At 66.5% G+C, this 24,855-nt stretch carries 17 protein-coding genes and 1 pseudogene; 3 read left to right on the top strand and 15 right to left on the bottom strand.

Annotated features, from left to right (window positions below):
* Positions 1 to 43: 43 nt before the first annotated feature.
* Together ACYOEI_RS23420 and ACYOEI_RS23415 are read right to left on the bottom strand one after the other, a co-directional pair.
* On the bottom strand, positions 44 to 1,822 hold the full coding sequence (locus ACYOEI_RS23420) for an amidohydrolase (protein ID WP_462852050.1): 1,779 nt from the start codon (positions 1,820 to 1,822) through the stop codon (positions 44 to 46).
* 154 nt (positions 1,823 to 1,976) lie between these two features.
* Positions 1,977 to 2,405 (bottom strand): annotated as a pseudogene (locus ACYOEI_RS23415) (DUF3592 domain-containing protein); the annotation flags it as partial.
* 661 nt (positions 2,406 to 3,066) lie between these two features.
* Here ACYOEI_RS23415 and ACYOEI_RS23410 point away from each other — a divergent pair.
* Positions 3,067 to 5,532 (top strand): WD40 repeat domain-containing serine/threonine protein kinase, encoded by a 2,466-nt coding sequence (locus tag ACYOEI_RS23410; protein WP_462852049.1) that lies wholly within the window; start codon positions 3,067 to 3,069, stop codon positions 5,530 to 5,532.
* 15 nt (positions 5,533 to 5,547) lie between these two features.
* Here ACYOEI_RS23410 and ACYOEI_RS23405 read toward each other — a convergent pair whose 3' ends face one another.
* The 3 genes from ACYOEI_RS23405 to ACYOEI_RS23395 all read right to left on the bottom strand — a co-directional run bounded on the left by ACYOEI_RS23405 (position 5,548) and on the right by ACYOEI_RS23395 (position 9,646).
* On the bottom strand, positions 5,548 to 7,419 hold the full coding sequence (locus ACYOEI_RS23405) for a retropepsin-like aspartic protease (protein WP_462852048.1): 1,872 nt from the start codon (positions 7,417 to 7,419) through the stop codon (positions 5,548 to 5,550).
* 113 nt (positions 7,420 to 7,532) lie between these two features.
* Positions 7,533 to 8,165 (bottom strand): hypothetical protein, encoded by a 633-nt coding sequence (locus tag ACYOEI_RS23400; protein WP_462852047.1) that lies wholly within the window; start codon positions 8,163 to 8,165, stop codon positions 7,533 to 7,535.
* 212 nt (positions 8,166 to 8,377) lie between these two features.
* Positions 8,378 to 9,646, bottom strand: a complete 1,269-nt coding sequence (locus tag ACYOEI_RS23395; protein ID WP_462852046.1) for an aminotransferase-like domain-containing protein — start codon at positions 9,644 to 9,646, stop codon at positions 8,378 to 8,380.
* A gap of 348 nt (positions 9,647 to 9,994) precedes the next feature.
* Here ACYOEI_RS23395 and ACYOEI_RS23390 point away from each other — a divergent pair, with 348 nt between their 5' ends.
* Positions 9,995 to 11,686: an ABC-F family ATP-binding cassette domain-containing protein gene (locus ACYOEI_RS23390; RefSeq protein WP_462852045.1), complete on the top strand. Its 1,692-nt coding sequence runs from the start codon at positions 9,995 to 9,997 to the stop codon at positions 11,684 to 11,686.
* 477 nt (positions 11,687 to 12,163) lie between these two features.
* Positions 12,164 to 13,267: a glycosyltransferase family 4 protein gene (locus ACYOEI_RS23385; RefSeq protein WP_462852044.1), complete on the top strand. Its 1,104-nt coding sequence runs from the start codon at positions 12,164 to 12,166 to the stop codon at positions 13,265 to 13,267.
* Positions 13,268 to 13,410: 143 nt separating this feature from the next.
* On the opposite strand, the gene ACYOEI_RS23380 is transcribed toward ACYOEI_RS23385, so the two are convergent.
* From ACYOEI_RS23380 to ACYOEI_RS23335, 10 genes are all read right to left on the bottom strand, one after another.
* Complete coding sequence (locus tag ACYOEI_RS23380; protein ID WP_462852043.1) at positions 13,411 to 14,745, bottom strand: glycosyltransferase family 4 protein; 1,335 nt, start codon at positions 14,743 to 14,745, stop codon at positions 13,411 to 13,413.
* Positions 14,746 to 14,815: 70 nt separating this feature from the next.
* On the bottom strand, positions 14,816 to 16,099 hold the full coding sequence (locus ACYOEI_RS23375; protein WP_462852042.1) for a glycosyltransferase family 4 protein: 1,284 nt from the start codon (positions 16,097 to 16,099) through the stop codon (positions 14,816 to 14,818).
* A 178-nt stretch (positions 16,100 to 16,277) separates the two neighbouring features.
* Complete coding sequence (locus ACYOEI_RS23370) at positions 16,278 to 17,057, bottom strand: class I SAM-dependent methyltransferase (RefSeq protein ID WP_462852040.1); 780 nt, start codon at positions 17,055 to 17,057, stop codon at positions 16,278 to 16,280.
* Positions 17,054 to 18,370 carry an oligosaccharide flippase family protein gene (locus tag ACYOEI_RS23365; RefSeq protein WP_462852038.1) on the bottom strand — a complete coding sequence of 439 codons (1,317 nt, stop codon included), beginning with the start codon at positions 18,368 to 18,370 and terminating at the stop codon, positions 17,054 to 17,056. The genes ACYOEI_RS23370 and ACYOEI_RS23365 overlap by 4 nt, the downstream gene beginning before the upstream one ends.
* Complete coding sequence (locus tag ACYOEI_RS23360) at positions 18,367 to 19,392, bottom strand: methyltransferase domain-containing protein (protein WP_462852035.1); 1,026 nt, start codon at positions 19,390 to 19,392, stop codon at positions 18,367 to 18,369. Before ACYOEI_RS23360 ends, ACYOEI_RS23365 begins: the two co-directional genes overlap by 4 nt.
* Before the next feature lie 107 nt (positions 19,393 to 19,499).
* Positions 19,500 to 20,249, bottom strand: coding sequence for a polysaccharide deacetylase family protein (locus tag ACYOEI_RS23355; RefSeq protein WP_462852033.1), 750 nt, complete (start codon positions 20,247 to 20,249; stop codon positions 19,500 to 19,502).
* Positions 20,249 to 21,349 (bottom strand): Gfo/Idh/MocA family protein, encoded by a 1,101-nt coding sequence (locus tag ACYOEI_RS23350; RefSeq protein WP_462852031.1) that lies wholly within the window; start codon positions 21,347 to 21,349, stop codon positions 20,249 to 20,251. Before ACYOEI_RS23350 ends, ACYOEI_RS23355 begins: the two co-directional genes overlap by 1 nt.
* A 33-nt stretch (positions 21,350 to 21,382) precedes the next feature.
* Entirely contained in the window at positions 21,383 to 22,300 is a 918-nt protein-coding gene (locus tag ACYOEI_RS23345; protein ID WP_462852029.1) for a glycosyltransferase family 2 protein, read from the bottom strand.
* Positions 22,297 to 23,430 carry a DUF362 domain-containing protein gene (locus ACYOEI_RS23340; RefSeq protein ID WP_462852027.1) on the bottom strand — a complete coding sequence of 378 codons (1,134 nt, stop codon included), beginning with the start codon at positions 23,428 to 23,430 and terminating at the stop codon, positions 22,297 to 22,299. Before ACYOEI_RS23340 ends, ACYOEI_RS23345 begins: the two co-directional genes overlap by 4 nt.
* A complete protein-coding gene (locus tag ACYOEI_RS23335) occupies positions 23,415 to 24,581 on the bottom strand; it encodes a glycosyltransferase family 2 protein (protein WP_462852026.1) in 1,167 nt (388 codons plus the stop codon). The genes ACYOEI_RS23340 and ACYOEI_RS23335 overlap by 16 nt, the downstream gene beginning before the upstream one ends.
* Positions 24,582 to 24,855: the final 274 nt, after the last annotated feature.

The following is a 24,855-nucleotide window of genomic DNA, read 5'->3' as shown; positions in this document are numbered from 1 at the left end:
CGTCCCGGTCGACGCCTGGGCACGAGAACAGTCGCGCCAGACTTCAGATCGCGCCGTGGGTAACTTTCCCGTTCATCAACGTGAGATCGATCCGGGTTCGTGCGATGTCATGGGGATCGCCCTCGAAGAGATTCCGTTCGAGCACGATCAGGTCCGCCGCCTTGCCCACCTCCAAGGAACCGATCCTGTCTTCCATGCGGAGTTGGTAGGCCGCTCCCAGGGTGTTGGCATGGACCGCCTGCGCGACCGAAAGGCGTTGATCGGCCGGTTCCAGGACCGGGCTGCCGGCTTTGCCGATGAGCTGGCGCGTCACCGCGACCTGGATCGAATCGAGCGGCTTGTAGGTGGAGACGTAGCCCGCCGCCGGCCAGTCGGTGCCGAACGAGATGCGGCCGCCGCTCTCCAGCGTGTCGCGAGGACGGTAGATCTTCCGTTGGCGCTCCCCGTAGCGATCCTTGAGGAGAACCATGGTGTCGGGATCCGAGGACATCCAGTTGGCGGAGAACTGGGAGATCACGCCGAGCTTGCCAAAACGGGGGAGATCCGCATCGTCCACGTAGACGAGGTGAGCGATGGTGTGGCGACGGTCGCGGGACGGGTTCGCCGCGATCGCCTTCTCGACCGCGTCGAGCGCGGCCCGGGCGGTGGCCTCGCCGCAGGCGTGGACATGGACGTCGAAGCCCGCCGCGTCCACCGATCCGATCAGCCGGGTCCACTCGTCCCTCGAGAACGGCGAGGCGCCCACGGCCCCGGGCCTGTCCGAATAGGGTTCCAGCAGCCAGGCGGTGTAGCCCTCCTGCGTGCCGTCGCCGATGATCTTGACGACATTCAGCCGAACCAACTCGCCGGCGACCCGCGAGTGCAAGCTCCTGAGCTCACCCACGACGCCCTCGATCGGGGGCGACTTCACGAGATAGGACGCCGCCACGCGGAAGGGCAGTTCGCCCCGCCTCTCCAGGTCGAGGTAGATACCGAGGATCGCGCCCTGATCGTCGCCCACCGGCGGCACCCCGGCGTCGAAGACGGTGGTGATCCCGGCCGCGGACGCCATCGGCAGCCAGCCCTGCAACAGCCGGCCGAAGGCGGCGGCCGAGACGGGCGCGATGGCGTTGACCAGCGCAAGGACCGCGTTCGTCTCGAGCACATAGCCCGTGGGATGCCCGTCCTTGTCTCGCACGAAATAGGAGAAGCCGGGGATGGGGTCCGGCGTGTCCCTCGTGATCTTCGCCATTTCGAGCGCCCTGGAGTTCACCCACAGGCTGTGACCGTCGATGGCGAAGAAGTAGGCGGGCCGGTCGGGCATGATGCGATCCAGTTCCTGACGGGTCGGCCCTCCCGGCGGGAACATGTCCGACCGCCAGCCGAAGCCTCGGATGTCGCCGACGGGGTTCTTCCCGACGTAGCGCTCGATGGCCGCGAGCGCCTCGCGGCGGGTCGATACCTGGAGATCCACGCCGGACGTGAGGAAGGCCCCAAGGAAGGGGTGGATGTGCCCCTCCACGAAACCGGGCATGAGGAGCCGGCCGTTCAGCTCGACCACCCGGGTCCCCGCGCCCCGGAGCCTGTCCACCGCGGCGTCGGTCCCCACGGCGGAGATGGTCTTGCCGCTCACCGCCAGGGCCTCGGCCCAGGGCTGGGCCGGGTCCTGGGTATAGACCTTGCCCCCACGGAAGATGATGTCCGCCGCACCGATCGTCTGGCCCGAGGCAGACACGGCGCAGGCGGCCGCGGTCCAGGCGATCGTGCCGCCCAGGAAGCGCCGTCGGCTCATCCCAGAGGGCGAATATGCGGACGCTTCGAGCCGGCTCAAGAATTCGTTCATGTCGCAGTCGATTTCCATTGATAAAGGCCCCTGTTTCATTGACGCGCCCGGGCGCCGATGGCGTCGACTTCGGACGTTTTCCCAAGGAGACGGCCGAGCATTCTCCGCGACCCATGCTTCGCGCCTGTCGGGGCCTTGGCCGATGACATGACGCTCAGAGTGCCTTGAGATGATCAGAAGAGCGAGCTTCACCTCGGCGATTTCTTGAGCCAAGCGTGTAAAGAAGACCTCTGCTCATCCACATACGCCAGCTTCCACCGCGTCTGAATCGGCCGCTGTCGCCGCTCGCTCCCCGGTACCCGAGGTATGTGAAGCCGACACAAAACATCAGCCAGATGACCGAGAAAACAAGGCCGATCCAGATCACTTCATAAACACCAAACGAGAGGCACGACGTCGACGGGTGAGACGGATCATAGCGAACGGAGATGGACTTCGCATTTTTGATCTCCTGATAGATCGCGTCCTGGGCTTGCCGACCGCGACTCGAGCCATTTCCGAACGCGGGTTTCGAGCCCTCATGCGTTACTCCTGCGATCGCATAGGTGTAGCGGACGTTCACCCTGCAAGTTGGCCCATCGTCCCCGCTTCCGGACGATTCTTACAGCGACCGTTCGGCGAGGTGGCGAGAAACGGTCGGCTAATACGCGGCCCGACTCGACGGCCAAGCGATCCAAAGCCCCGAACCAAGAATACATGAACCGAATTAGTAAAATCTTACAATAAACAATATTTCGATATCTATTTGATTTCTCATGAAACTATCGCCGCATAACGTCAAGCCTCGGTGATCCCGGGTCGCCGAGCGAATCGCAATCGTACCATGAACCGACTTGTCCACACACAGCCCGACCGAGAGCCAGTATTCGACACCCCTCGTTGATCCCCACCAGACTCTCACCGCGTGAGGATTTCACCACAAAGGTACAAAGGGCACAAAGAAGAGGGGCCAGAGCGAACCAAGACTCTTCGGGCCTGCTTCGATTGTTCTTTGTGACCTTTGTGCCTTTGTGGTGAAGCCTTCTTCCGGATAGGGCTCGGTGGGGATCGGCGAGGAGTCTCCAGGATTCGCGGTGTTATCTCGAGTGAACGCATGGAGTCATTGTGAGTAGGCCTCGATCCACGTTGCAGCGTAGGCCAGGGGGGCGTCCCGGGAAATGCGTAAGGAGGCGTAAGATCGGCCTCGGTCGGGTATAATGAGCCACCCCCTGAGTCGCGTGGACCGAACCCTTCGAGGCCTCGTCATGGAGTCTCCCGACCCGTCGAAGAACGCGTCCCGGACCGGGGCGTCGAAGGCGGACGATGTCCCGGTCACGGCGTCCGGGTCCGAGATGGAGACCATCGACCTCGGCCGCAAACCGGTGCTCGACGCGATCGTCCCGAACCGGACCTCGGCTACGACAATCGTCGACCTCGACGAGTGCGCGCGGGACCTGACGGAGAGCGGCCTGCTGGATCGGTCGGAAGTCGACGCGTTCCGGGAACAGATCCGCTCCCGCGAAGGACCTCGAGATGCCGAGGCGCTCGCCCGAGAGTTGGTGAAGGCCGGCCGGCTGACCAGGTACCAGGCCGGGGCGGTCTTGCAGGGGAAGACGAAGGTGCTGGTGATCGGCAACTACGTCGTCCTCGACCGGCTCGGCGCAGGGGGCATGGGGATCGTCTACAAGGCCCGGCACCGTCGCCTCAAGCGGGAGGTGGCGCTCAAGCTCCTCGCCCCCTCCGTCGCCCGGGAGCCCTCGGCCGTGCTCCGGTTCCAGCGCGAGGCCAATGCCGCGGCCAAGCTGAGCCACCCGAACGTCGTCGGGGTGCTCGACGCCGACGAATTCAAAAGTCTCCACTTCCTCGTGATGGAATACGTCGAGGGGCTCGACCTGTCGCGTCGCGTCCGAGAACTGGGCCCCCTGCCCGTCTCCCTGGCGATCGAGTGCATCATCCAGGCCGCTCGAGGGCTCAAGGCGATCTTCGAGGCCGGCATCGTCCATCGCGACATCAAGCCGTCGAACCTCATGCTCGAGCCGACCGGCAACGTCAAGCTGCTCGACATGGGCCTTGCGAGGCTCGACGAAGTCGGCGGGCCCTTCGGAGCGGAGGGGGCGGACACAGCTTTGACCCAGAGCAACGTGCTGATGGGCACGGTCGACTACATGTCGCCCGAACAGGCGTTCAACCCGAGGTCGGCCGACCATCGCTCGGACATCTACAGCCTCGGCTGCACGCTTTACTTCCTCCTGTCGGGCAAGGCCCCGTTCACCGCGGAGACGCTCGTCGGTCGGATCGTCGCTCATCGCGAACACCCGATCCCGTCCCTGGCCGAGACGCGCCCGGACGTCCCTCGACGCCTCGAGAACGCCCTGAAGCGACTCATGGCCAAGTCGCCCGACGACCGCCCCGCGACGTTCGAAGACGTGATCAGCCTGATGGAGTCGTGCAAGGGAGTCGGCCTGGACCCGGAACCCGAGGAATCTAGGCATATTTTACCCTCCGAAGAGACAACTCCTCGGCAGACTCTCCCACGCTGGCTTCGCCCCGCCGCCATCGGAGCCGGGAGTTTCGTGGTCGTCGTAGGCATACTCGCCATCGGCGTCTACCTCGGCCGATCTTCCTCCGTGAAGGTTGAGGCGAAGGTCGCCGAACCTGTTCAAAGTCCCATAGTCGCGCCTCCGCCAGCTCCGGAAGCACCCAAGCCGCCCCCTCCCACCATCGCCGCCGCGAACCCCGCGACCCCGGCGCCGCCACCGCTGACCGGTTCAGAAGACCGATCGAACGGAGCGGCCCCAGAGTCTCCTGAGCCGAAGACCATTGCCCCTTCGGTCAGTGTCGGCCTCGTCCGCGAGTTCAAGGGGCATGATCGGCGAGTGAACAGCGTCGCGGTCTCGAAGGACGGCCTTCGGGCCATCTCCGGGGGCGCCGATCGAAGGATCGGACTCTGGGACGTTGCGACAGGAACCGAGATGAGGCGGATGACGTGGGAGTCACCGGTGGAGGCTGTCGCCCTGACTTCCGACGGGAGTCTGGGACTCTCGGGTCACGACGATCGGAGCGTCCACCTCTGGGATCTCCGCTCCCAGCATGACGTCGGGTCCAGGAAGCTCGATGGGCACACCGGTCCGGTCTTCGCCGTAGCCTTCGCCCTCGACAACCGCGTCGCCCTCTCGGGCGGGGCGGATCGAACGGTCCGGGTCTGGGATATCGAGGCGGGCCGAGCCGATGGAACCCCACTCGCGCACCCGAGCCCCGTCACCGCCCTGGCCTCGTCGCGCCAAAGCGCCCTGGCCGGCTGCGAGGACGGATCGTTGTGGCTATGGGATCTCAAGTCCCGCCAGGTCGTCCGAAGACTCTTGACCCCCGGTCCTATTCTCTGTCTCTCCGTCTCCTCCGAGGGAAACCGGGCCTTGACCGGTCATCCGGACGGCCTCCTCGTCGCGTGGGATCTCGAGCACGGGAGCGAGATCGGGCGGATGGTCGGGCACGGCGACCTCGTCCAATCCGCGACCTTCCTGCCCGATGCCCGACGCGCCCTGGCCGGGAGCCAGAGCGGGTTCCTCATCCTCTGGGACGTCGAGTCCGGCACGATCCTCCATCGGTTCAACGACACCGCCGGACAACTTGGGATCGCCGTCTCCGCCTCGGGGAACGACGCCGTCACCGCCGACACTGATGGGAACCTCAGGCTCTGGCGGTTGCCAAGGTCCGTGACCGCACTTCCATGACCGAGCCATCGGCGCTCAGCCGGGAGCACGTCCCGTCGTCGCGGACTTCGACGAGCTTCGTGTCGGGCTGCTACTCGGCTTCGTCGTGCGTTCTCTCCCGGCTCGGAGGATCGGCTTGACGTGGACCTGGGTCAGAACGAGCGTCGTGGCATCCGAGTCGACCCGGCTCGCATACGCGCCGAGGACGCGGAGACCCAGCCGGGAAGGGACGTCGCCGGAGGCTTCCGGAAGGATGAGGCACTCGACGCGCTCGAGCGTACTCCGGCCGAGTTGAAGTGTCGCCAGATGTGACCTCCGAGCCGAGATCATCCGCCCGTCGACCGTCAAGACGTGGACGGAAGGGTCGCCCGGCTCGGGGCGAACGCCCGCCTCGGCGGCCGCCCGAGTCGAAAGGCAGACCTCTTCGGAGTTGAGATCGACGATCATCGGCACCTCGGCCTTACCGTTGATCGTCGCGCCCACCCAGAGGGTCGACCGGTTGCGATCGAGGGGGATCGTCTCCGACTTCAAGGACTTCTCGTGTTCCTTGAGGCGGGCGGCGATCCGCTCGAAGGATGTGATTCGGGCCTTTTCGGGAGGTAGCGACTTCAGGATCTCGAGTCGAGCCGCAGCCTCCTCGGTGCGTTCCCCCTGACCGCTCCTCTCGGCTTCGACGGCATCCCGGAGTGCCACCAGGATCCGGACGTATTCCGAGCGAGCGTCCACAAACTGACCGAGCGCTTCGATCAAGGACGAGCCAGTGTGGACCTGGGCCGACTGGATGGACTCAACCCGACTCTTGGCGGCCTGGAACGCGGCGCCGATCCGGGTCCGCTCCGCGGAGTCGGTCGTCTTGGCGAGCGAGTCGACCTGGCTCTTCTCCTTCGACGCCTGGTCGGCGAGTTGCTTCACCTGCGACTCCGCCTCGTGCTCGAGCGACTGCACTCGTCCCGAGGCGACCCCCAGTTCATGCTGGACGTCCTCGGACGCGATCGAGAGTCCCGTGATCCGGCTCATCGCTTTCAGGGCGAGCCGATCCCCGGCTTTCTTGAGGAGAGAATCCGCGTCGAGCGACCCGACCGCCATGGCCTCCTTGCCATAATCCTCGCGAGTCGTCCATTCAACGCGGGGGTCACCAGGTTTCCGAAGCGACTCGACCGCCCGCCGAATCTCCGGATCGTCTTTGAGTTCGGTGTACTGGTCGCGGAGCTTCGAAACGAGTCGCACGATCTCGGCCTGTCGTCTTTCGATAATGCCCCGTGCCCGAAGGAGTTCGGCGGACTGATCGTCGACGTGGAACTGCCCTCGGACGATCCTCGCCTCGAGCGAGACCCGAGTCTCCTGGAGGCCCGTATACATCCGGACGATCAGGCCACGTCGCTCGGCCGGCGGCATCCGATCTCGGTTCCGTGGCAGGAGCGCCTTGAGCTCCTCCGCGGTCGGGAGCTTGATCCCGGGGGGAAGCAGATTGACCAACTCCTGTGGGGGAGGCGGGGGGAGCGAAGACGGCTCGAGGCCGGGCGGGAATAGATTGAGGTCCGGAGGCGAGGTGAACGACCCCGGAGGCTTGGGGATCAACTGCCACTGCTCCTCGAGCGACGCCTGCGATTTCAGGACCTGCTGGTACTTGTGCCGGGTGTTCTCCAGTCCCGTCAAGGATCCGGAGAGGTTCTCCCGAAGCTTGGCCCATGCCTTGTAACGCCTTCGAATCTCGGCGAGTCGTGCGCCGAGATCATCCTCGTCCGCGAGCCGGTAGCTCGACCCCGTCTTCACGAATCCCTTCTCGCACAGGACGTCCTCGGGCGACGGACCTTCCGCGTTCGACGGCGACGAGCACAAGACGATGGTCAGCACACCGGCGAGGAATCCGCCAACGAGGTTGACCGTTCGAGCTCCCGTCGGTCGCATGTGCGTCCTCCCCTCGTCCGCCGTCTCGCTCGCCTCACGACTCCCTGATTATACGGATCGGAGCGAACTCGATCGAAGTGGGCCCTGCAAGAGGACTCGTCCCTGCCTGAGTGTTAGGCAGGATCCCGATAGAGCCGAGATCCGAAGAACGCCCCGACGAGCCCGGCGAGCATCGTGAAGAGGCATGGTCCAATCCGCGTGAATGGTAAGGGATCCTCGATGCCGGGCCGGAGGCGTTTGATCACGGGTGCGAACCCCGACTCGGCGGGAGCCGACTTGTCCGTATCCTGAGAGCGTTGGCTCAGAGTTCTGGCGTTATAAGCCTCTAACAGGTTTCGGAGACGCCACCGGAGCGCCTGATAATCCGGGTCGGCCTGATTGCGATTTTGGAAACGGGCCCGTGCTCGATAGTACTGAGAGTCGTAGGGATTTCGCTCCGCTTCCGGGACCATCTGGTCGTTCAGATAATTGAGAAGCGACGTCGTCGCCAACAGCTCGCTGATCGGGGAGAACCAGGGGAGGAAGGTCAAACTCGCATAGACGATCCCAAAGAGTACGAAACCGAGACACCGGATCCGCTCGCGACCGCGCCGGCACGGGACGGCGAGGACGGCGATCCCGAGCACGACGAGCGTCAGAGTCAGCATGACGCTGGCCCAGACCTCGTTCGCATTACGTAACGCAGCGAGCTCCACGGCAAACAACGCCACGGCCCTCATCATCGTGACGATCGACATTCGACGCATAAAGATTCCCCCGACCTCGATCGTAACCGAGCGTCGAGGGGTTTCCCAGGGCCCGAGCGGGCAATGAGGGGCCCGGGGCGACATCCCTACGATCCAGACGTCGACGTCATTGGATGAACTCTTTGCTGTTCAGGCGGAGCTCGAAAATGGGGAGGAGTCGACACTCCGCCGCACCTCTGGTTCTCGAAAAGAAGGAGTTCAGCCCCTCGGGTTTAAGCGTCGCCAGTTGAGGCAACGACCTCACGGCGGGGCGCAAGCCGAGAGACGACGAGCCCCAGTCGTCGGATACCCTCTTCGATCGTCGCTTCGGTTTGCAGCGAGTAACTCAGGCGAATCGTGTTGCGGCCGGTGCCGTCGGTGAAGAAGGCGCCACCGGGGACGAAGGCGACGCGTTCCTCGGCGATCGCGGCGGCCAGGAGCTCGGCGCCGTCGAAGCCTTCGGGGAGGGTTACCCAGACGAACATCCCGCCGTCCGGGCGAGTCCAGGACGTCCCTTCGGGCATCCAACGCGCCAAAGCGGCCAGCATCGCGTCGCGACGGCCGGCGTAGACCGTCCTCGCGCGGAGGACTTGCTCGTCGAAGACCTGTTCGGCCACCCGATGGATCACCATCTGGTTGAGGGTGGCACTGTGGAGGTCGCCGGCCTGCTTGGCAAGTACGAGTTTCTGGATCAGTTCCTTCGCCGCACAGATCCAGCCGACCCGCAGCCCTGGGGAGATCGTCTTGGAGAAGGTCCCGCAGTAGACAACCCGGCTCCGATCGATGTCGCCGCAACGCTCGACGTCCAGGGCGAGGCAGGGTCGGGTCGGTTCCCCCTCGAACCTGAGAGACGTATACGCAGCATCCTCGATCAGCGGCACGTCGAGCTCGGTGGCGAGGTCGAGGAGTCGCCGTCGGGCCTCCTCGTCGAGGGTCTCGCCTGTGGGGTTCGCGAAGTCCGGCACGACGTAAGCCAGGGCCGGCCGACTCCCTGCGGATGCGGCCGCCTCGCGATAGGCGTCGGTCGACGGACCACCCTCGCCTGGATCGAGGATCTCGTAGCGCGGCTCGTAGGCGCTGAACGCCTGGAGCGCCCCCAGGTAGGTCGGGGCGGCGACGAAGACGGTGTCGCCTGCCCCGATCAGGAGCTTGCCGAGGAAGTCCAGGCCCTGTTGCGAACCCGAGGTGATCAGGATGTTGTCGATCCCGCAAGGGACCCCGAGGCGCCCCATGGAATCCGCGATCCACCGCCGGAGCGGGGCATAACCCTCACTGACCGAATACTGGAGCGCCTGCGGCCCCCGTGCATCGCCCAGGATCTCGGCGTAAGCGCGAGCGACGACGTCGGTGGGAAACAGCGAGGGCTCGGGGATGCCCCCGGCGAACGAGATGATCCCGGGCTGGTGGAGGAGCTTCAAGAGCTCTCGGATCTCGGAGGCCCGGATCTTCTCCGCCCGTCCGGCAAAAGCATCATCCCAATCGATCGCGGCGAGAACGGGCATAACAAGGTCTCGGATAACCCTTCGGAAAAGTGACTTCTCGCTATCGTATCAACCGTGTCAACGCTCACCAATTCCATCTCGAAGCCAGTCGCCATCTTCGATCGGACACGGCGGCCATCAGGAAGTTCGTTTCGTGAGAATCCGGTGATCTCTTGCCGGAAAATGCGGGCGAGCGTAGACTACTCTACCCTCCTTGTGCTCACCCCCAGCGGGCCCGGGAGCGTCCAGACGACCCGGCCCAGGCGGCAGGGTCGCGACGGGACCCGCCAAGATCGGTTCGCCCGGTCGATTTGACCTCGACCTCCGGCCCCGACTCGACTATCCCCGACCTCCGAGACCCGTGTTGCCATGATTCGCCTGATCGATGCGCGGAAGAACTTCGGCCACCAGACGTTGTACGACGGGATCGACGCCTCCATCGTCCGGGGCGAGCGGATCGGCCTCCTTGGCAAGAACGGCACGGGGAAGTCGACCTTGTTCAAGGTCCTCATGAACCTCGAACACCTCGACGGCGGCAACCTCGTCCGCGACCGGAAGTGCTCCATCGGCTACTTGCCGCAGGAGATCCACCCGCTCCGCGAAGGGACGATCTTCGAGAACATGCTCGCCCATCTCGGCCCCTGGACCGAGGCCGACCGCCGGCTCAAGGCGGTCATGAAAGGGCTCGAGGACGGCGACCCGAAGGCGCTCGACGATTATGACGACGCCATGGAAGCGTTCGACACCGTCGGCGGCTACGAGATGGAGGCGAGGGCCAAGGCCATCCTCCTCGGCCTCGGGTTCTCCGTGCCCCAACTCGACGCCCCCGTCGCGACGCTCTCCGGCGGTTGGGCGATGCGTCTGGCGCTCGGCGGGCTCCTCGCGTTCCAGCACGACCTGCTCCTGCTCGACGAGCCGACGAACCATCTCGACCTTCTCAGCGTCAAGTGGTTCGAGGACTTCCTCCAGTCCTACCCCGGCGCGATCCTGATCACCTGCCACGACCGCGACTTCCTCGACCGGGTGATCACGAAGACGTTCGAGCTCGACATGAGCAAGCTCCACACCTACGCCGGCAACTACTCGGCGCACCTCCCTCAGAAGGAGCACCGGCTGGCGGTCCACCAGGCGTCGTTCGAGGGCCAGCAAAAGAAGATCCGCCAGATGCAGGACTTCGTCGACCGGAACCGGGCCAACGCCGCGACCGCCTCTCGGGCCCAGAGCCGGCTCAAAGCGATCGAGAAGATGGAGAGGATCGAGGCCCCGCAGACCGACAACTCCGCCATGCGGATCAAGCTGCCCGAACCTCCTCGGAGCGGGCATGTCGTCGCCAAGCTGAATAAGATCGGGTTCTCGTACGGCACTCGCGTCGTCTACTCCGGGCTCGACCTCGAGATCGAACGGGGCGACAAGGTTGTCCTCGTCGGACCCAACGGCGCGGGCAAGACCACGCTGATGAAGCTCCTCTCGGGCCTCCTCGAGCCGACTCGAGGCGAGCGTGTGCTCGGGAGCAACGTCTTCCCGACCTACTTCGCGCAGCACCGGGTCGAAGCCCTCGACCTCAAGGGGACGGTCATCGCAAGCCTCCGCTCGGTCCACCCATCGGCCAGCGAAGGCTCGCTCCGGCATATGCTCGGTGCCTTCCTGTTCAGCGGCGAGGCGGTCGACAAGCCCGTCGGGGCCCTCTCGGGGGGTGAGAAGACACGCCTCTGTCTCGCTCGAATCCTGACCGTCGCCCATAACTTCATCATGATGGACGAGCCGACCAACCACCTCGACATCGCCAGCCGCGACATCCTCGAAGAGGCGCTCCAGGGCTACGAAGGGACGCTCTGCTTCATCTCGCACGACGAGCACTTCATCCGCGCCGTGGCCACCAAGGTCATCGAGGTCGAGGAGGGGAAGGTGACCGTCTATCCGTGCAACTACGACAGCTACCTCTACATGAAGCTCAAGAAGCAGGACGCCGACAGCCCGTTCGCCGTCCTAACCCGTGGCCTCTCGGCGAAGTCGCCGAAGGGCGACGACTCCTCCAAGCGCCGGAACGCCTCGGTCGCCTGAGCCTGATAGTCCGTCAGCTCCGAGTCCCGGCTTTTGCTTCAAGGCCGGGTTTCTGCCACGGTCGTCGCCGACCGACGGTCTCGGAATTGCCACGACTCCTATTCACATAAAGGTCTCTTCGAGCTTCTGAGGGTCGCACTGGTTGGAACAACCAGTGTCGCGCAGCGACAAGAGGCCGGCGTCAAGCCGTCGAACTCGAAGTGGGATGGGCTCAACCCGTCTTTGACGTTCGGCGTTAGAGGAAGCTGAGGAGATCAGCCCGATGGCACGAGGAGGGAACCGCCCTAAGTGCCCCACTCGGCCGGGTGCCCGGCCTCGGAACTTCCGGGAAGCGAGCCTCTTGTCGCTTCGCGACCCCGATTGTTCCAACTGGTGCCACCCTTCTTTACATATCAGTATACCGGAGGACCCGGTGGGCAATGCCCACCCTACAACTGGTCTGACGCAAAGGGAACGGGCCGAGACGGAGACCGTCCTGTGCGGTTGGTGATCGACGGCCAACGGCTCACGGCGGGACGCACCGGCGTGGGGCGTTGCCTGGAGAGTCTGCTCGCCGAGTGGGCAGTCTCGGGACCACCACTGCCGGAGAGCCTCCTGGTTCTCCGAGATGGTGGAGCTCTCGAACGACTCCCGTCCGTGCCCGGCATGCGGGCTAAAGTCGTCGGGGAAGGCTGGCCGGGGCTGATCTGGGAGTGTTTCGGACTCGCTCGCGAGCTTCGACCGGACGACCTGCTCTTCGCCCCGGCCAATCTCGCGCCGCTCCCCTGGCGGGGGCGGACGGTCCTGGTCATCTACGACACACTCCCCTGGGTGGTCCCCGAGAGCTTCTCGCGTTCCGTACGCTGGCGATTCGGCTGGCGCTACCGGTCGGCGGCCCGTCGGGCGGAACGTATTCTCGTCCCCTCGCGGGCGACGGCCGAAGACGTCGCGCGGGTCCACGGGATCGAGCCGTCGCGAATTCGCGTAATCTACCCCGCCCCGGAGCCCGAATTTCGCCCGCTGGGCCACGACTCCGACGAGGTTCTCGAGTCACGAAGTTGGGTCGGCCTCGGCGAGGAGACTCCGTACTTCCTTTTCGTCGGCAAACGGTCGGCAAGGCGTAACGTCCCGGCGACCCTCGAGGCGTTCGCACGCCATCTCCAGGGTCACCCTTCGCACCGACTGGTCTTCGCCGGCCCCGACGAGCCGGGACCGCTGCCCGGCCCCGAGGAGGGGACGATCCGCGCCGGGCATGTCGCCGAGCCGATCCTGCGCGGACTCCTGTCCGATGCAACGGCCCTGCTCTACCCGTCGAATTATGAAGGCTTCGGCCTGCCCGTGGTCGAAGCCCTGGCGAGCGGATGCCCGGTCATAACTCTACGCAACAGCGCGTTGACCGAGGCGGGCGGCGAAGCCCCGTGGTATCTCGACAAGCCTGACGCGGACTCACTCGCCCACGCCATGTTCGCGATGGCCAACGACCCCGACGAGCGTACACGACGGATCACGGAAGGCTTTGCCCACGTCTCGCAATTCAGTCGGGCCCGCTACGCTGCCGAAGTCGAAGAAGAGCTCATCGCCATGGCTGCGAAGCGTCGATGATGCGGCCTCGAAAAGAAGAACCAATCAACAGATGACGTAGATGATCGCAGATTTTCAATCTCTTTTTTAAATCTGCGATCATCTGAGTCATCGGTTGATCAATCGCATTCCCATCTTGTTCTCAACGCATCAACCGCTCCACCTCAAACCGACGAGCGGGTCGAATCCTTGAGATCGCGTCCCAAGCTCGTTGCATCCTGCCGGACTTTGCCCCGCGGCCGGACGCGAGGGCCGGCCAGGGTGTGGGGTCGGTCGATTCGGAGACGTCGACCACGGCGATGCTCGTCGATCAGGGCGAAGTAGCGTTCGAGGTGCTCGGACTCGGACCAGATCCCGTGCCGCGAGCGATAGCCGTTCTCGCCCAGGTCGTTACGCAAGCCGTCGTCATTCGCGAGACGATCGAGGCTCGCCACCAACTGGTCGGGCGAGTTGAAGACGAGGCCGCCGCCGCTCTCGGCGACGAGTTCGGGGAGTGCCCCGAGGTCGCGGACGACGACGGGCGATCGCTCGGCGAAGGCCTCGAGGACGACGTAGCCGAACGTCTCGTAGACAAGTGACGGGACGACCACCGCGCGGGCCCCTCGGAAGAGGGCGGCGACCGTCGCGGCATCGAGCCGGCCTTCGAAGTGGACGTTCTCAATGCCCTGGGCGCGTCGGCGGAGCTCCGACTCGTACTGGCCCGAGCCGGCGATCCGGAGGTCGAGGCCCGGGAGCCTCGGCATCACGTCGATGACGTCCTGGAACCCCTTGATCTCCTCGAGCCGCCCCGCCGCGGCGATGTAGGGCCGAGGGTATGACGGGGTGGGTGCCGGGCTGGCGCCTGTGTAGTCGTGGGGCAGGAAATAGGGCAGATGCGTCATGTTCGCCGTAACCCCGCGCCGGGAGTGCTCCCGGATCGTGGAATGGCTGGGGCAGATCAGCGCATCAAGGCTCGCGAGCGAACGATCGAGGAGAGGCGTTTTACGCCAGAGCTGCGGCGGACGCTTGGCCTGGACGCAGCATCGGACGCACTGGGGTTTCTCGCAGACGGTCTTGTCGAACTTCCAGAGGACGTGTTGCGGACAGACCAGCCAATGCTCGTGCGCCGTCATGAACTTGACCGCGCCCGGCGTGGGGATCCGGAGGAGGCCCGGGCCGCCGATGAGCGAGAGGTTGTGGAAGTGGACGACGTCCGGTCGGACCTCCCGGAGGATGCGGCGGATCGCCCCCAGCTTGAAATAAGGTTGGCCGAGTTGGTGCGTCGCCAGCGGCGAGAGAGGCCCGGCCGGGCTTTCCAGGGGGTGGATCACGACGCCGGGGGCCGGCTCATAAGGCCGAGGGGTCTGATCCCCGCGCGAGAGCTCGAAGGCATCTCGGCAGTGGATGACGTGAACCTCGTGGCCGTGGCGGGCCAGGGCGCGGGACAGGCGATCGACGAACGCCGCGTCGCCGCCGAAGCTATGCGTCCCGAAAAACGTCGTGAGCATGCAGAATTTCATACCGACACCCTCGTCGCACCGGAAGACTTGCCGAGGAGGCTCATATCCATCACCCAAGGCGAGAGGTTCATCAGGATGGGGGGGCACCCAGGACGTCGGCCCGCCGCGACATCTCGGGGTGATGGGGACCGGGGACAAGGTCATCCCGTAGACCGTCTCGGCGGGCAGCAGAGACGGGAAGGCCGCGAGACCAGGTCGGATCGAATCGTCCGAAGGTCTCCAACAACGCACGGGCCGATGCAGCCCAGGTGAACTGCGAGGCACGCATCCGCGCCTCACCCGCCAGCCGTTCGCGCTCCGTCGGGTCGTCGAAGACACCGCGGATCGCCCGGGCCATCGACTCGACGTCGGTCGGGTCGAAGAAGATTCCGGCGTCGCCGACCACCTCGGGGAGCGACCCCGCGTGGCTGCTGAGCACGGGGGTTCCGCACGCCATCGCCTCGACCGGCGGGAGGCCGAAGCCTTCCATCAAGGACGGCTGTGCCAGGACGTAGGCCCGGTTGTAGAGGAACGCCAGCGCCTCATCGGGTACGAACCCGGGGAAGTGGACCCGATCTCCGAGCCCTTGCCGCACGACCTCGGCGCGGAGTTCGGGGACATGCGTGTGGAAGACGTCGCCGAAGTCGCCGACCAGGATCAGTCGAGTGTCGCCGGGGGCCCCCTGGGCAAACGCCTGGATCAGCCTCGTGAGATTCTTGTGCGGGCTCAGCCCCCCCACATAAAGCACGTATCGCGTCCCCGGCTCGACCCCGAATTGAACCAACGCGGCGTCCGATTCGGGCCCGGTCGGCATCGGGCGGAACGGGGCATCGGGCCCCTCGTAGACGACGTCGACCTGGCCGGAGGGGAGCCGGAACCAGTCGATCAGGTCACGTCGGGCCGACTCCGAGACGGTGACGATCCGGTCGGCCTGGAAGACCGCCGCGTATTCCTTGAGCGCCCAGGCGACCCGCCCCTGCCAGGTCGGGAAAACCAGTTCGGGATGTGCCAGTGCGAGTGTGTCGTGCATCGTGACCACGACGTGCGGCACGTTCCAGACGGGGAAGAAGCTATATGTCGCCGGGAAATACATGAGGTCGAGGCCCGCACGGGCGACCGCCCGACCGAGGGCAAACATGTCCCGGAACCGGCGCCGACCCGACGCCGAGGCCGCCGTGCTCGGGGCCTCGCCGAGATCCACGACGATACGCTCGAATCGCTCGGGGACTTCGACGCTCGCCGCCGAAGGTCCATCGACGAAGACTACGAACTCGTGAGAGCTCGGCGCCTCCGCGAGCGCCGCCAGCGTCTGCCTCGCGAATCGGCCGAAGCCCCGGCGGTTCGCCAGGCACGTCCCATCGATCCCGATCCGCATCGCTAGCCCCTCCCTTCAGCCGAAATAAGAATCAGAGAAGACAAAACCATCAACAAACAACACAGATCAACGTGACCAAATCACAAGATCCATTAAATGAATTCAAAAAATTCATCATGTCTTTAATTCGCATTATCCGTGTTTCATCCGTGTTCGCCGTGGCCAGATCCGATTTCGATTAGGGTTCTCGCCCAGCCAGGATCATCGTGCTATGTCCGAAGGGGAGTGCGACGCCCCAACGCCCCGCGAGGGCGGCCTCGGTGGCTGAGACGACGCCGAGTAGCCGGTTGACGGCGGGATGCGGCGTCCGGATCCGAAGGCCGCCGCCCGACGGGTGTGCCGGCCCTCCTCGACCCGAGCCTGCCATCCGCCCTCGGACCTCCTGCGCGAGTGCGGGGAGCGCATTCGCAAGGCTCGCCCGACGGACGACCAACCCCGACCGATCGATGACCGCGACGAGCTCGTCCAACCGGTAGCAAACCCCCGACTCCGGCGGGGGCGTCCGTCGACCCCTGGCGTTCGAGCGGATCAGGGCGATGCCCCCCGGCCTGAGCACTCGGCGTAGTTCCGAGGCCGCTCGGAGGTCCTCACCGACCGGCACGTGCTGAAGAACGTCGAAGCAGGTGACGACGTCGAACATCCCGTCGTCGAAGGGGAGATCCAGGGCACTCGCGCGGACCAAGGGGAAATCGTGACGTGTCCTGGCGTGCGCCAACGCCTCGGCACTCGGGTCCAGGCCGACGACGGAGTCGACGCCGGGCAAGGCCGACAGCCGGCGCATGGTCAGCCCGGTGCCGCAACCGACGTCGAGCGCCTCGAGCCCGCTCCGACCGCACGTCGCTCCGCGGATCCAGCGGGAGGCGAGCCGCCACATCCCCAGGGACCACCAGTGCGCGGCCTCGACCTCGGCGAGCCGGTCGAAGTAGGCCGGGTTGTCGATCGTCAGGGTTGCGGTCATGAGGCGATTCCTCCCCGAGCTCGTCGTAAGGCCGCCCATCGCGGCGCGAGGCCGAGCCGAGCCAGCATCCTCCAACCCCCGATGGTCGCCGCGACCTCGACCGCGAGCGAGGCCCAGCCCACTCCCCAAGGGCCTCCCCAGATGACCGCCACGGGCATGGCCACGAGCGTAAACCCCGAGAGTAAAACCATCTGGTCGAGCACCCAGGTCTCGCGACGGCAAGAGACGAGGGCCGCCTGGACCAGGCTGGCCGTCAGCAGCCAGGGCAACCGTGCGACGATCAGGGCCAGCCAAGGCCCCCCTTGGGCATAGTTCGCCCCGAAGAGGAGCGGCATCCAGTAGCCGGCCGTGAGCATGAGGATCGCCGTGCCGGGAAGGCATAAGGCCCAGGTCCGGACCAGCGAGTCCTCGATCAGCTCTCGAGCTAGGCCCGCACCGGCCGCCCAGCGGCGGGCGATCGCGGGAGCAACCGAAGCCGGGACGACGAGCCCGAGTCCGACCAGGCCGAAGACGAGCCGGCGTGCCGCCGCATAGGGACCGAGCTCGGCCCCCGCCCACCACCCGAGGGCGAGGAGGTCGGCGCCATAGAGGCTCACCCGGCCGAATCGGGTCAGGCCCGTGATCGCGCCGCGACGCGCCACGACGAGCCACGCGCGACGCCGGTATCGGGGTCGCGGGATGCCGAACCGTCGCGAATGCCAAACCAGTGGCACCGCGGCGCCGAAGGCCTCGGCGGCGACAAGGCACCAGGCCGCGGCGAGGGCATCTCGAGGACCTTGGACCAGGACAAGCGCAACGCATGCGTACCCCACGGCCCGAATCGCCTGGGATAGGGCGACGACCTTCAGTCTTCCGAGCGACCGAGGGCCGACATCGGCGACGAACGCGGAAGGGACGAGCAACAGTCCCGCGACGGCAACGACTTCACCCCGCCCCACACCGACCGACGCCGCCACGACGAGGACCAGGGCATATCCGACCAGGGCACAGGCGCAACGCAACCCGATCAAGACGTCGGTCAAGGGACCGATCAATCTCGGTCGACGCGCGGCCTCGCGGGCGACGATGATATCCATCCCCCCCCGCACGATCACGAGGAGCCACGCGGCCACCGCGGACGCATACTCGACCCGTGCGAAGCTCGATGGTCCGAGCAGCCGGGCGAGGTGGACCATCACCGCAAACCCGACGGCTCCGGCGAACAGCTCCGACGCCAGGACCCAGCGCAACCCGGTCGGCCGGCTTGCCGCCGATTCGGGGGCCGTCGTTGCCCGGAGGCCGGCATGTCGGATCCGTCGAGACGTCGTCGTCATGCGGGCCCTCGACTCGTCGCCCGGAGTTCCCAGAGCGGGCCGATCGTCCGCAGGACCGCGCGAGTCGGTGGGAACGCCCTCGCCCAGGTATACGCCCCAGCGGCGACACGAAGGGCGGGTGAGAGGGCCCTCGCCCACCGCTCGGGGACCTCGGGGACGTCGACCTCCACCCCATCCAACCCCGATGCCCTTGCCAGACGACGGATCTCGCCCGCCGAGGACGTTCTCGGCGGCCAGGAGTCCTTGCCTCGCAGTCGCAAATATCCGGGAACCCATGGCTTGGGGAGCCAGCCGACGCCCCAAAGGCCGACGTGAGGATCCGTCGTGAGCGTGTAGCGGTTCGGCGACCAGGCGAGGACCTGGCCCCCGGGCTTGAGCACGCGGGCCCACTCGCGGAGCGCCGACGATGGGTCATCCAGGTGTTCAAGGAGACTGTCGGCGACCACCACGTCGAACGCGCCGTCGGCCCAGGGGAGCCGATCGGCCGAGGCCGCCACGAGCGTCGTCGAGAGGCTGTGGTCGGCCAACCGACGTTGGGCCACGACCAACCACCTCGAGGCGATGTCCACCCCCACGACCGAGCGGCCCGACCTCAAGGCGGCGACCAGGAATCCCCCGGTGCCGCACCCGACCTCCAAGATTCGGGCCCCCTCGGGAAGCCTCGCCGCCAGGGCCTCGCCCCTTGCCTCGGCCGAGGCGATGTGCCTCAGAAACCGGTCGCGACGGGCATCGACCACGTCGTCGGTCATCGCGTAGTAGGCTTCGGAGATGCCCCGGACGTCGGTCGTCCGTCCCACTGCGGCCAGCCGCTCGGCCTTGGCCCGCTCGGCCTCCAGGCTCAGGTAGCGATCCGACTCGAGGCGGAGGTCGTCCAGTCCCGCCACGGCGGGGAACGCCCGAGCGCACCCGAGACAGGCCCGGCCCTCCCTCTGCTCGATCAGCTCGCCGCCGCAGGCGGGGCAGACCAGGGCGAGATCGTCCAGGACGTTGAATTCGCTCTTTGAATTTTGAAGTAAAAACATTGATTGATCTTAGAAAACTTAACGTTTCGAACCAGCGACAGCGAGATTGGGCCCTGCTTCCCGATCCATCCGTGTGCCACAACGACTTCGCCCGGGAGGCGTTCACCTCAGGCCGACGAGGCGGCCCGACGCGCGGAGCGGAGGGCCCTCCGCATTCGAAGCCACGCCTGACAGCGCCCCGAGATCAGTCGATCGAGGCCTCGCTTGGAACGGAGGTAATAGGCGTCGATCCGCGAGAGATGATGGGCGTCTTGCTCGGCGTTCGCGAGGTCGAGCCGGGTCCCGAAGGATGCGGCGAAGTGTCGCGACGCCTCGCGGCGGACATGGATCGGGGCGACGCCGTAGGGATAGGCGAAGAGTCGGCAAGGCCTCCCGAGTCGATCCTCGATCGCCTCGCATGAGCCGCGGATTTCATCCTCAAGTAATTCGTCATCGACTCGATCGAGGCGAGCATGGGTCTTCCCGTGCGCCCCGAAGCGGAAGCCCTTGGCGTGAAGGTCTTCGATGGCCGACCAATCGAGCAGACCGGCCCGCTCGATGCCCGGCGGCTGCCCGGGCCAGTCGTTGTCGATCCCGACGCGGTCGGTGACGAGGAAAACCGTTGCCGGGACCTTATGCGCGGCGACGACGTCGGCCACGTCGAGGATCGACTCGAGCCCGTCGTCGAACGTGAGCGCGAATCCCCGCTCGACCTCGGGACGCCCCCGGGCGATCCAGTCGTCGAGGTCGACGGCCTGGAAGCCTGAAGCGGCCAGGGCGTCGAGCGTCTCGGCGAACCACGAGGGGTCGGTCGAGGTGACGCCGCCCCCTCGGTCGATCGCATGATAGGTGAGGACCGGCAGGCCGCCGTGCCTCATCACCAGGTGTCCCCGGCGACTCCAGCGGCGGCCTCGATCGGGAGCGGGGCGAGCGTGGGCTCGATCGGCAGCTCCGCGCCGAGGGCGTTGGATCGGTAGACGGCGTCGATCATCTCGGTGACCCGGCACCCATCCCAGCCGCTCGCGCCGGGCCTGGGCACTCCGGGCTCTCCCGCGCCCGCGACAAACGACTCGAGCTCGCGGACAAACGACCGCTCGCAGCCGAATAGGCCGCGGAACCGGCGCTCGGCGATCCGCTCGGCCAGGTAGAACTTGCGAATCTTACGCCCCGAGGCGAGGACGCCCGAGAGCTTCCACGGGGCGGTCTCGATATGGAGCCGTCCCTCCGCGCCTCGGATGTCGATCGTCAGGTAGCCATGCGGCAGAGTCCAGGAGGAGCGGATCTCGCCGACACCTCGGCCGAGTCCCCGGAATCGGGCCGACGCCTCCGACTCGCAACCTTCGGGCAAGTGCAGCGTATTGGTCACCGTCCCCTCGGCCGCGACGACCTCGCCGAGGAACCGGCGGACCAGGTCGCAGGCGTGCGGGCCATTGTCCATGAGGGTGCCGCCGCCGGAACGGCTGACGTCGGTGTGCCAGCTCTTGAGGAACTCGGGCGAGGCCATGTGGCCGATCTCGGCGCGGACGTGCTCGACCTGGCCGATCGCCCAGTCGCTGACGAGCTTCAAGGCGTCCTGGATCGGAGGATAGAACCGATGGTTCAGGCCGGTCGCCAGGCGAAGGCCCTTTTGGTCGGCGAGGAGCGCCAGCCGACGAGCTTCTGCCGGACTGACGGTCAACGGCTTCTCGCACATCACGTGCTTGCCGGCCTCGAGGGCGAGGCGAGCCTGCTCGAAGTGGTCGGTGTGGGGGGTGGCGATGACGACCGCGTCGATGTCGACCCGCTCGAGTGCGGAGGCGTAGTGATCGACGACCTGGGCGCCATGCCGGCGGGCGATCGCCTGGGCGGCGTCGGCCTGGCAGTCGTGGATCGCGACGAGTCGGCAGCCCCGGGTCGCCATCACGGCGGCGGCCCTCTGGCCCCCCAGGAATCCTGCCCCGACCACCAGGAACCCGAGATTGAGTCCGTCGGCTTCCATGCGTCCCTCCTCCACGTCTCGAGGAATCGTCCGTCACCCGACCTCTTGCCGCCGGGCCGTCGGAGGCCCCATCCACATCCCCAACGCCTCGCCCCAGGACCATGCGGCCAGGAGCAGCGAGAGCGTCGGGAGCGACGTGATCCAGGGGCCGAACCCCCGTCCTCGCGTCGTGAGCGCCCCGGCAATCCGCCGGAGCAAGACCGCAGGCACCATCGGCGCGGCCGCCGATTGGATCAGCCGCCGGGCCGCTCCCATGCGTCCGGCCCTGGAAGCCCCGTAGTGTCTGGCATGATCTTGCCGCTGTCGGAGCGCCTCGACCAGCCCCGCCCCGCCCTGGAACTCGACCGAGGCGTCGGGGGCCATGACCAGCCGCTCACCCCGGGCTCGGAGCTGGCGGTGGACCTCGACCTCCCAGAATCCCCGCTCCCAGGCCAGCTCAAGGCCGTCCAGGGCCGATCGCCGGTAGAGGGCGTTGTCCCCCGGCGGCTCGACTTCGCGAGAATCGAGGAGCGGCCGGAGATAGTTCACGTAGCGCAACAGATAGAGGGCTCGGTCCGCCGCGGAAAGCTCCGACGAAGGCTCGATCGGCCCCCCGACGGCCGCGGATCCGGTGGACTCCATCCGGCCTTGAAGCGCGTCGAGCCAGCCAACGGTCGGGATCATCTGCGCGGTCGAGAATGCGATGTAAGACGACTGGGCGGCCTTCAGGCCGTCGCTCCAGAGCTCGGGTGCGAGACTGCCCGCCGGCCGTCGGATGATCCGTAAACCCGGAAACGAGCGCTCGGCCTCATCGGCCGTCCCATCGCGCGACGCATCGACCAGGATCACCTCGCCGATCCCTTCGACTTCCTCGAGGAATCGGGAGAGACTGGTGCGGACGGTCGACCTGGCCTCGATCGAGGCGACGACGACGGAGACTTGCTCGGTTTCGGGTCGGGCCGCTCGGCTCATGACGACGCCGCCCCCTCTCGGGATTCGACCCGCGTGTGGGGGCCGCGGAGGGTCGGTGTGGAGAGCCGGCTCCAGTGCCGCTGGACCGCGTAGTTCGAGTGGGGGACCAGACGTCGACGAACCTGGGCGATCGGGTCGCCGAGGATCGTGATCGCGTCGAGGTCGGCCACCCCCAACCCGGCCTCGTGGGCGTAGTGGAGATAACCGATCTGGTGCGGGTCGAACCCCATGACCGCCGCCGCCACCGCGTCGACGGCGACCGCGTCGGTCCCGACGATGACCGTACCGAGTCGGGCCGGCGTGCCGTGCCGAGGGCCTTCTCGGTGCATCGCCACGAAGCCGTCGACGACGCTCACGTGCGGCTTGACCACGCGCGAGAGGGCAACCAGGTTCCGGTTCATCGCCTCGACCGAGCGGAGATAGCCTAGGTCGGCCGGCGTGAGCGACTCGAAGGTATTCCGCCCCGCGAGCGACTTCGCGAGGTTGCGGACGTTTTTCACACGTCCCATGGTCCGGGTCAGGCGATTGACGACGAGATTATCCTGCTTGAGGAACTCGACGACCGCCTTCTTCCAACCTTGATAGCCGTTCCCGCCCCCCGCGTGCCCGTGCATCATGATCCGATCGTCGGGGTGGACGCTCGAGAGCATGTTCTTGAGGCTGAGGGTCAGGATCGACGTGACGTGCGTCTTGGCCAGGGCGAGCGAGACGCGGCAGGAGGCGTCCGCGATCGTCCGGCAGACTCGTGCGACGCGCGTCGAGCCATCCACGCCGGAGAGTTCAAGCGGGACCCACGCGGTCTCGTCCCTGTTGAGGTCGACGAACCGGACGGGCCGGCCAAAGGCCTCGCGGCGGAGCCCGAAGCGATCGAACCCGGCGGAAGCATCGCTGGCCCCTTCGGCGACCGTGACCCCGGTCGCCCCCGACGCGAAGACCGCGTCGAGCGCGGCCGAGAACGTGTCGGCATGCGTCGAGGGGAGCTGGACCTGGTGGCTGACCAGGTTCGGCTTCACCAGGACCTCGGGCGTGACGCACGAGCGGAGGTCGTCGGCGATCAAGGCCAGGGCCTGTGCGACAGCTCCCCGGCGGTTGTCGGCGCGAACGACGGCGACCTTTACCGTCTTGTCCATCGCGAGGGCCTCCGTGCCCGGGCCGTGTTGGGTTGGGGGAGCGTGACGCCTTCAGCCGCCGAATCCCTCCGGACGGCCGTGCCCGCGATGGCCGGGAGCTCGCCCATCGGCGACCGGCCGACGGACAGGTGCCAGAGCCCCATCGCGATGATCACGGAGACCCCGCAGGAACAGTAATAAACGTAGTGCAGTCCGACCGCGCCGGCCGCGAAACCCACGCCTCGGCGACGGGCGAGGAAGCGATAGAAGTCGAGGTTGAGCCCGACGATCGCGAGGAGGCCCGAGGCGACCGCCACGAGCAGCCACGGCCAGAACGGCGTCGCGAGCGCGGCGAGACTCAACAAGCCGGCCGCGGCGACGCAGAGCTTCTGTTCGCTCCGGACGTTGAGGTCGGTCTCGACGATCCCCGACCGCTTGATCAGGAGCATCCAGGGGACGCCGCGCTGAAAGATGTCGGTCTTGATCATCCCCGTGAACGTCCACCGCTTCAGGTGGGTGGCCTGGACGTCCCTCGCCAGGGCGACGTGGAGCCCGGCCCGCGTGAGGCGGTAGCCGAACTCGATGTCCTCGATGGCGGGGCGTCGATAGAGCCTGGGGTCGAAGCCGCCGAGGTCGAGGAACGCCTGGCGACGGATCACTCCGCAACCCGTCCAGAACGTCCGCGCCGGGCGGGCGTCGTCGACGAACTCGCCTTGCTGGTGGACGTAGTGGTGCAGGAGGTTGCGGAATTGGCTGACCAGCCCGGGGGCCGCGGGGGCGTCGTCATACGAGCCGAAGAGGGCCGCGAGCTTCGGGTCAGCGTCGAACCGCGCGATGGCGCGGGAGATGGTTTGGGGATGGACCGCGACGTCCGCATCGAGGAAGAAGACGAGTGGCGCCTTCGCGTGCCTCGCCCCCTCGTTACGTGCTGCGGCGGGTCCGAGTGGCACCTCGTGCCTCAGGACAATCGCCCCTTGCGCCTCGGCCAATGCGGCCGAGCCGTCGGTCGAACCGTCGTCGACCACGATCAATTCATAATCAGCTTGGTCCGAAACTCGAAGCCGCTGGAGGCAGCGCTCGAAGTCGCGACCGCCGTTGAAAACGGGGATCACGACCGAAAGCGGCGGCCTCCGCGGCCCCGGGCTCGCCGGACCGGCGGGGACATCGTCCATGATCCACCCTCGCCCGTCAGAAAACGAACACGTGCCGGAATGCGTCCCCGTCCTTGGGATCGCCCGAGCACGTGCTCGAACCGCCGTCGACCGGAGCGGAGCGTAACCGATCGTGTTGTCAACTCTAAGGAGCTAGCTATCGCAACGTCCCGTCGCGGTAGTCGCGACGTGCGGCGGAACTTTAGCCGGAACCGTCCGGGCTGTCAACGCGGGCCGCCATCAATCGTTAACACAAAATCAAAGACCTCGGATCGAACGCCCATCCCAACGGATC

The organism is Singulisphaera rosea, from assembly GCF_054877945.1.
Note: the sequence above shows the minus strand (reverse complement) of the source record. Positions and strands in the feature narration are given on the sequence as shown.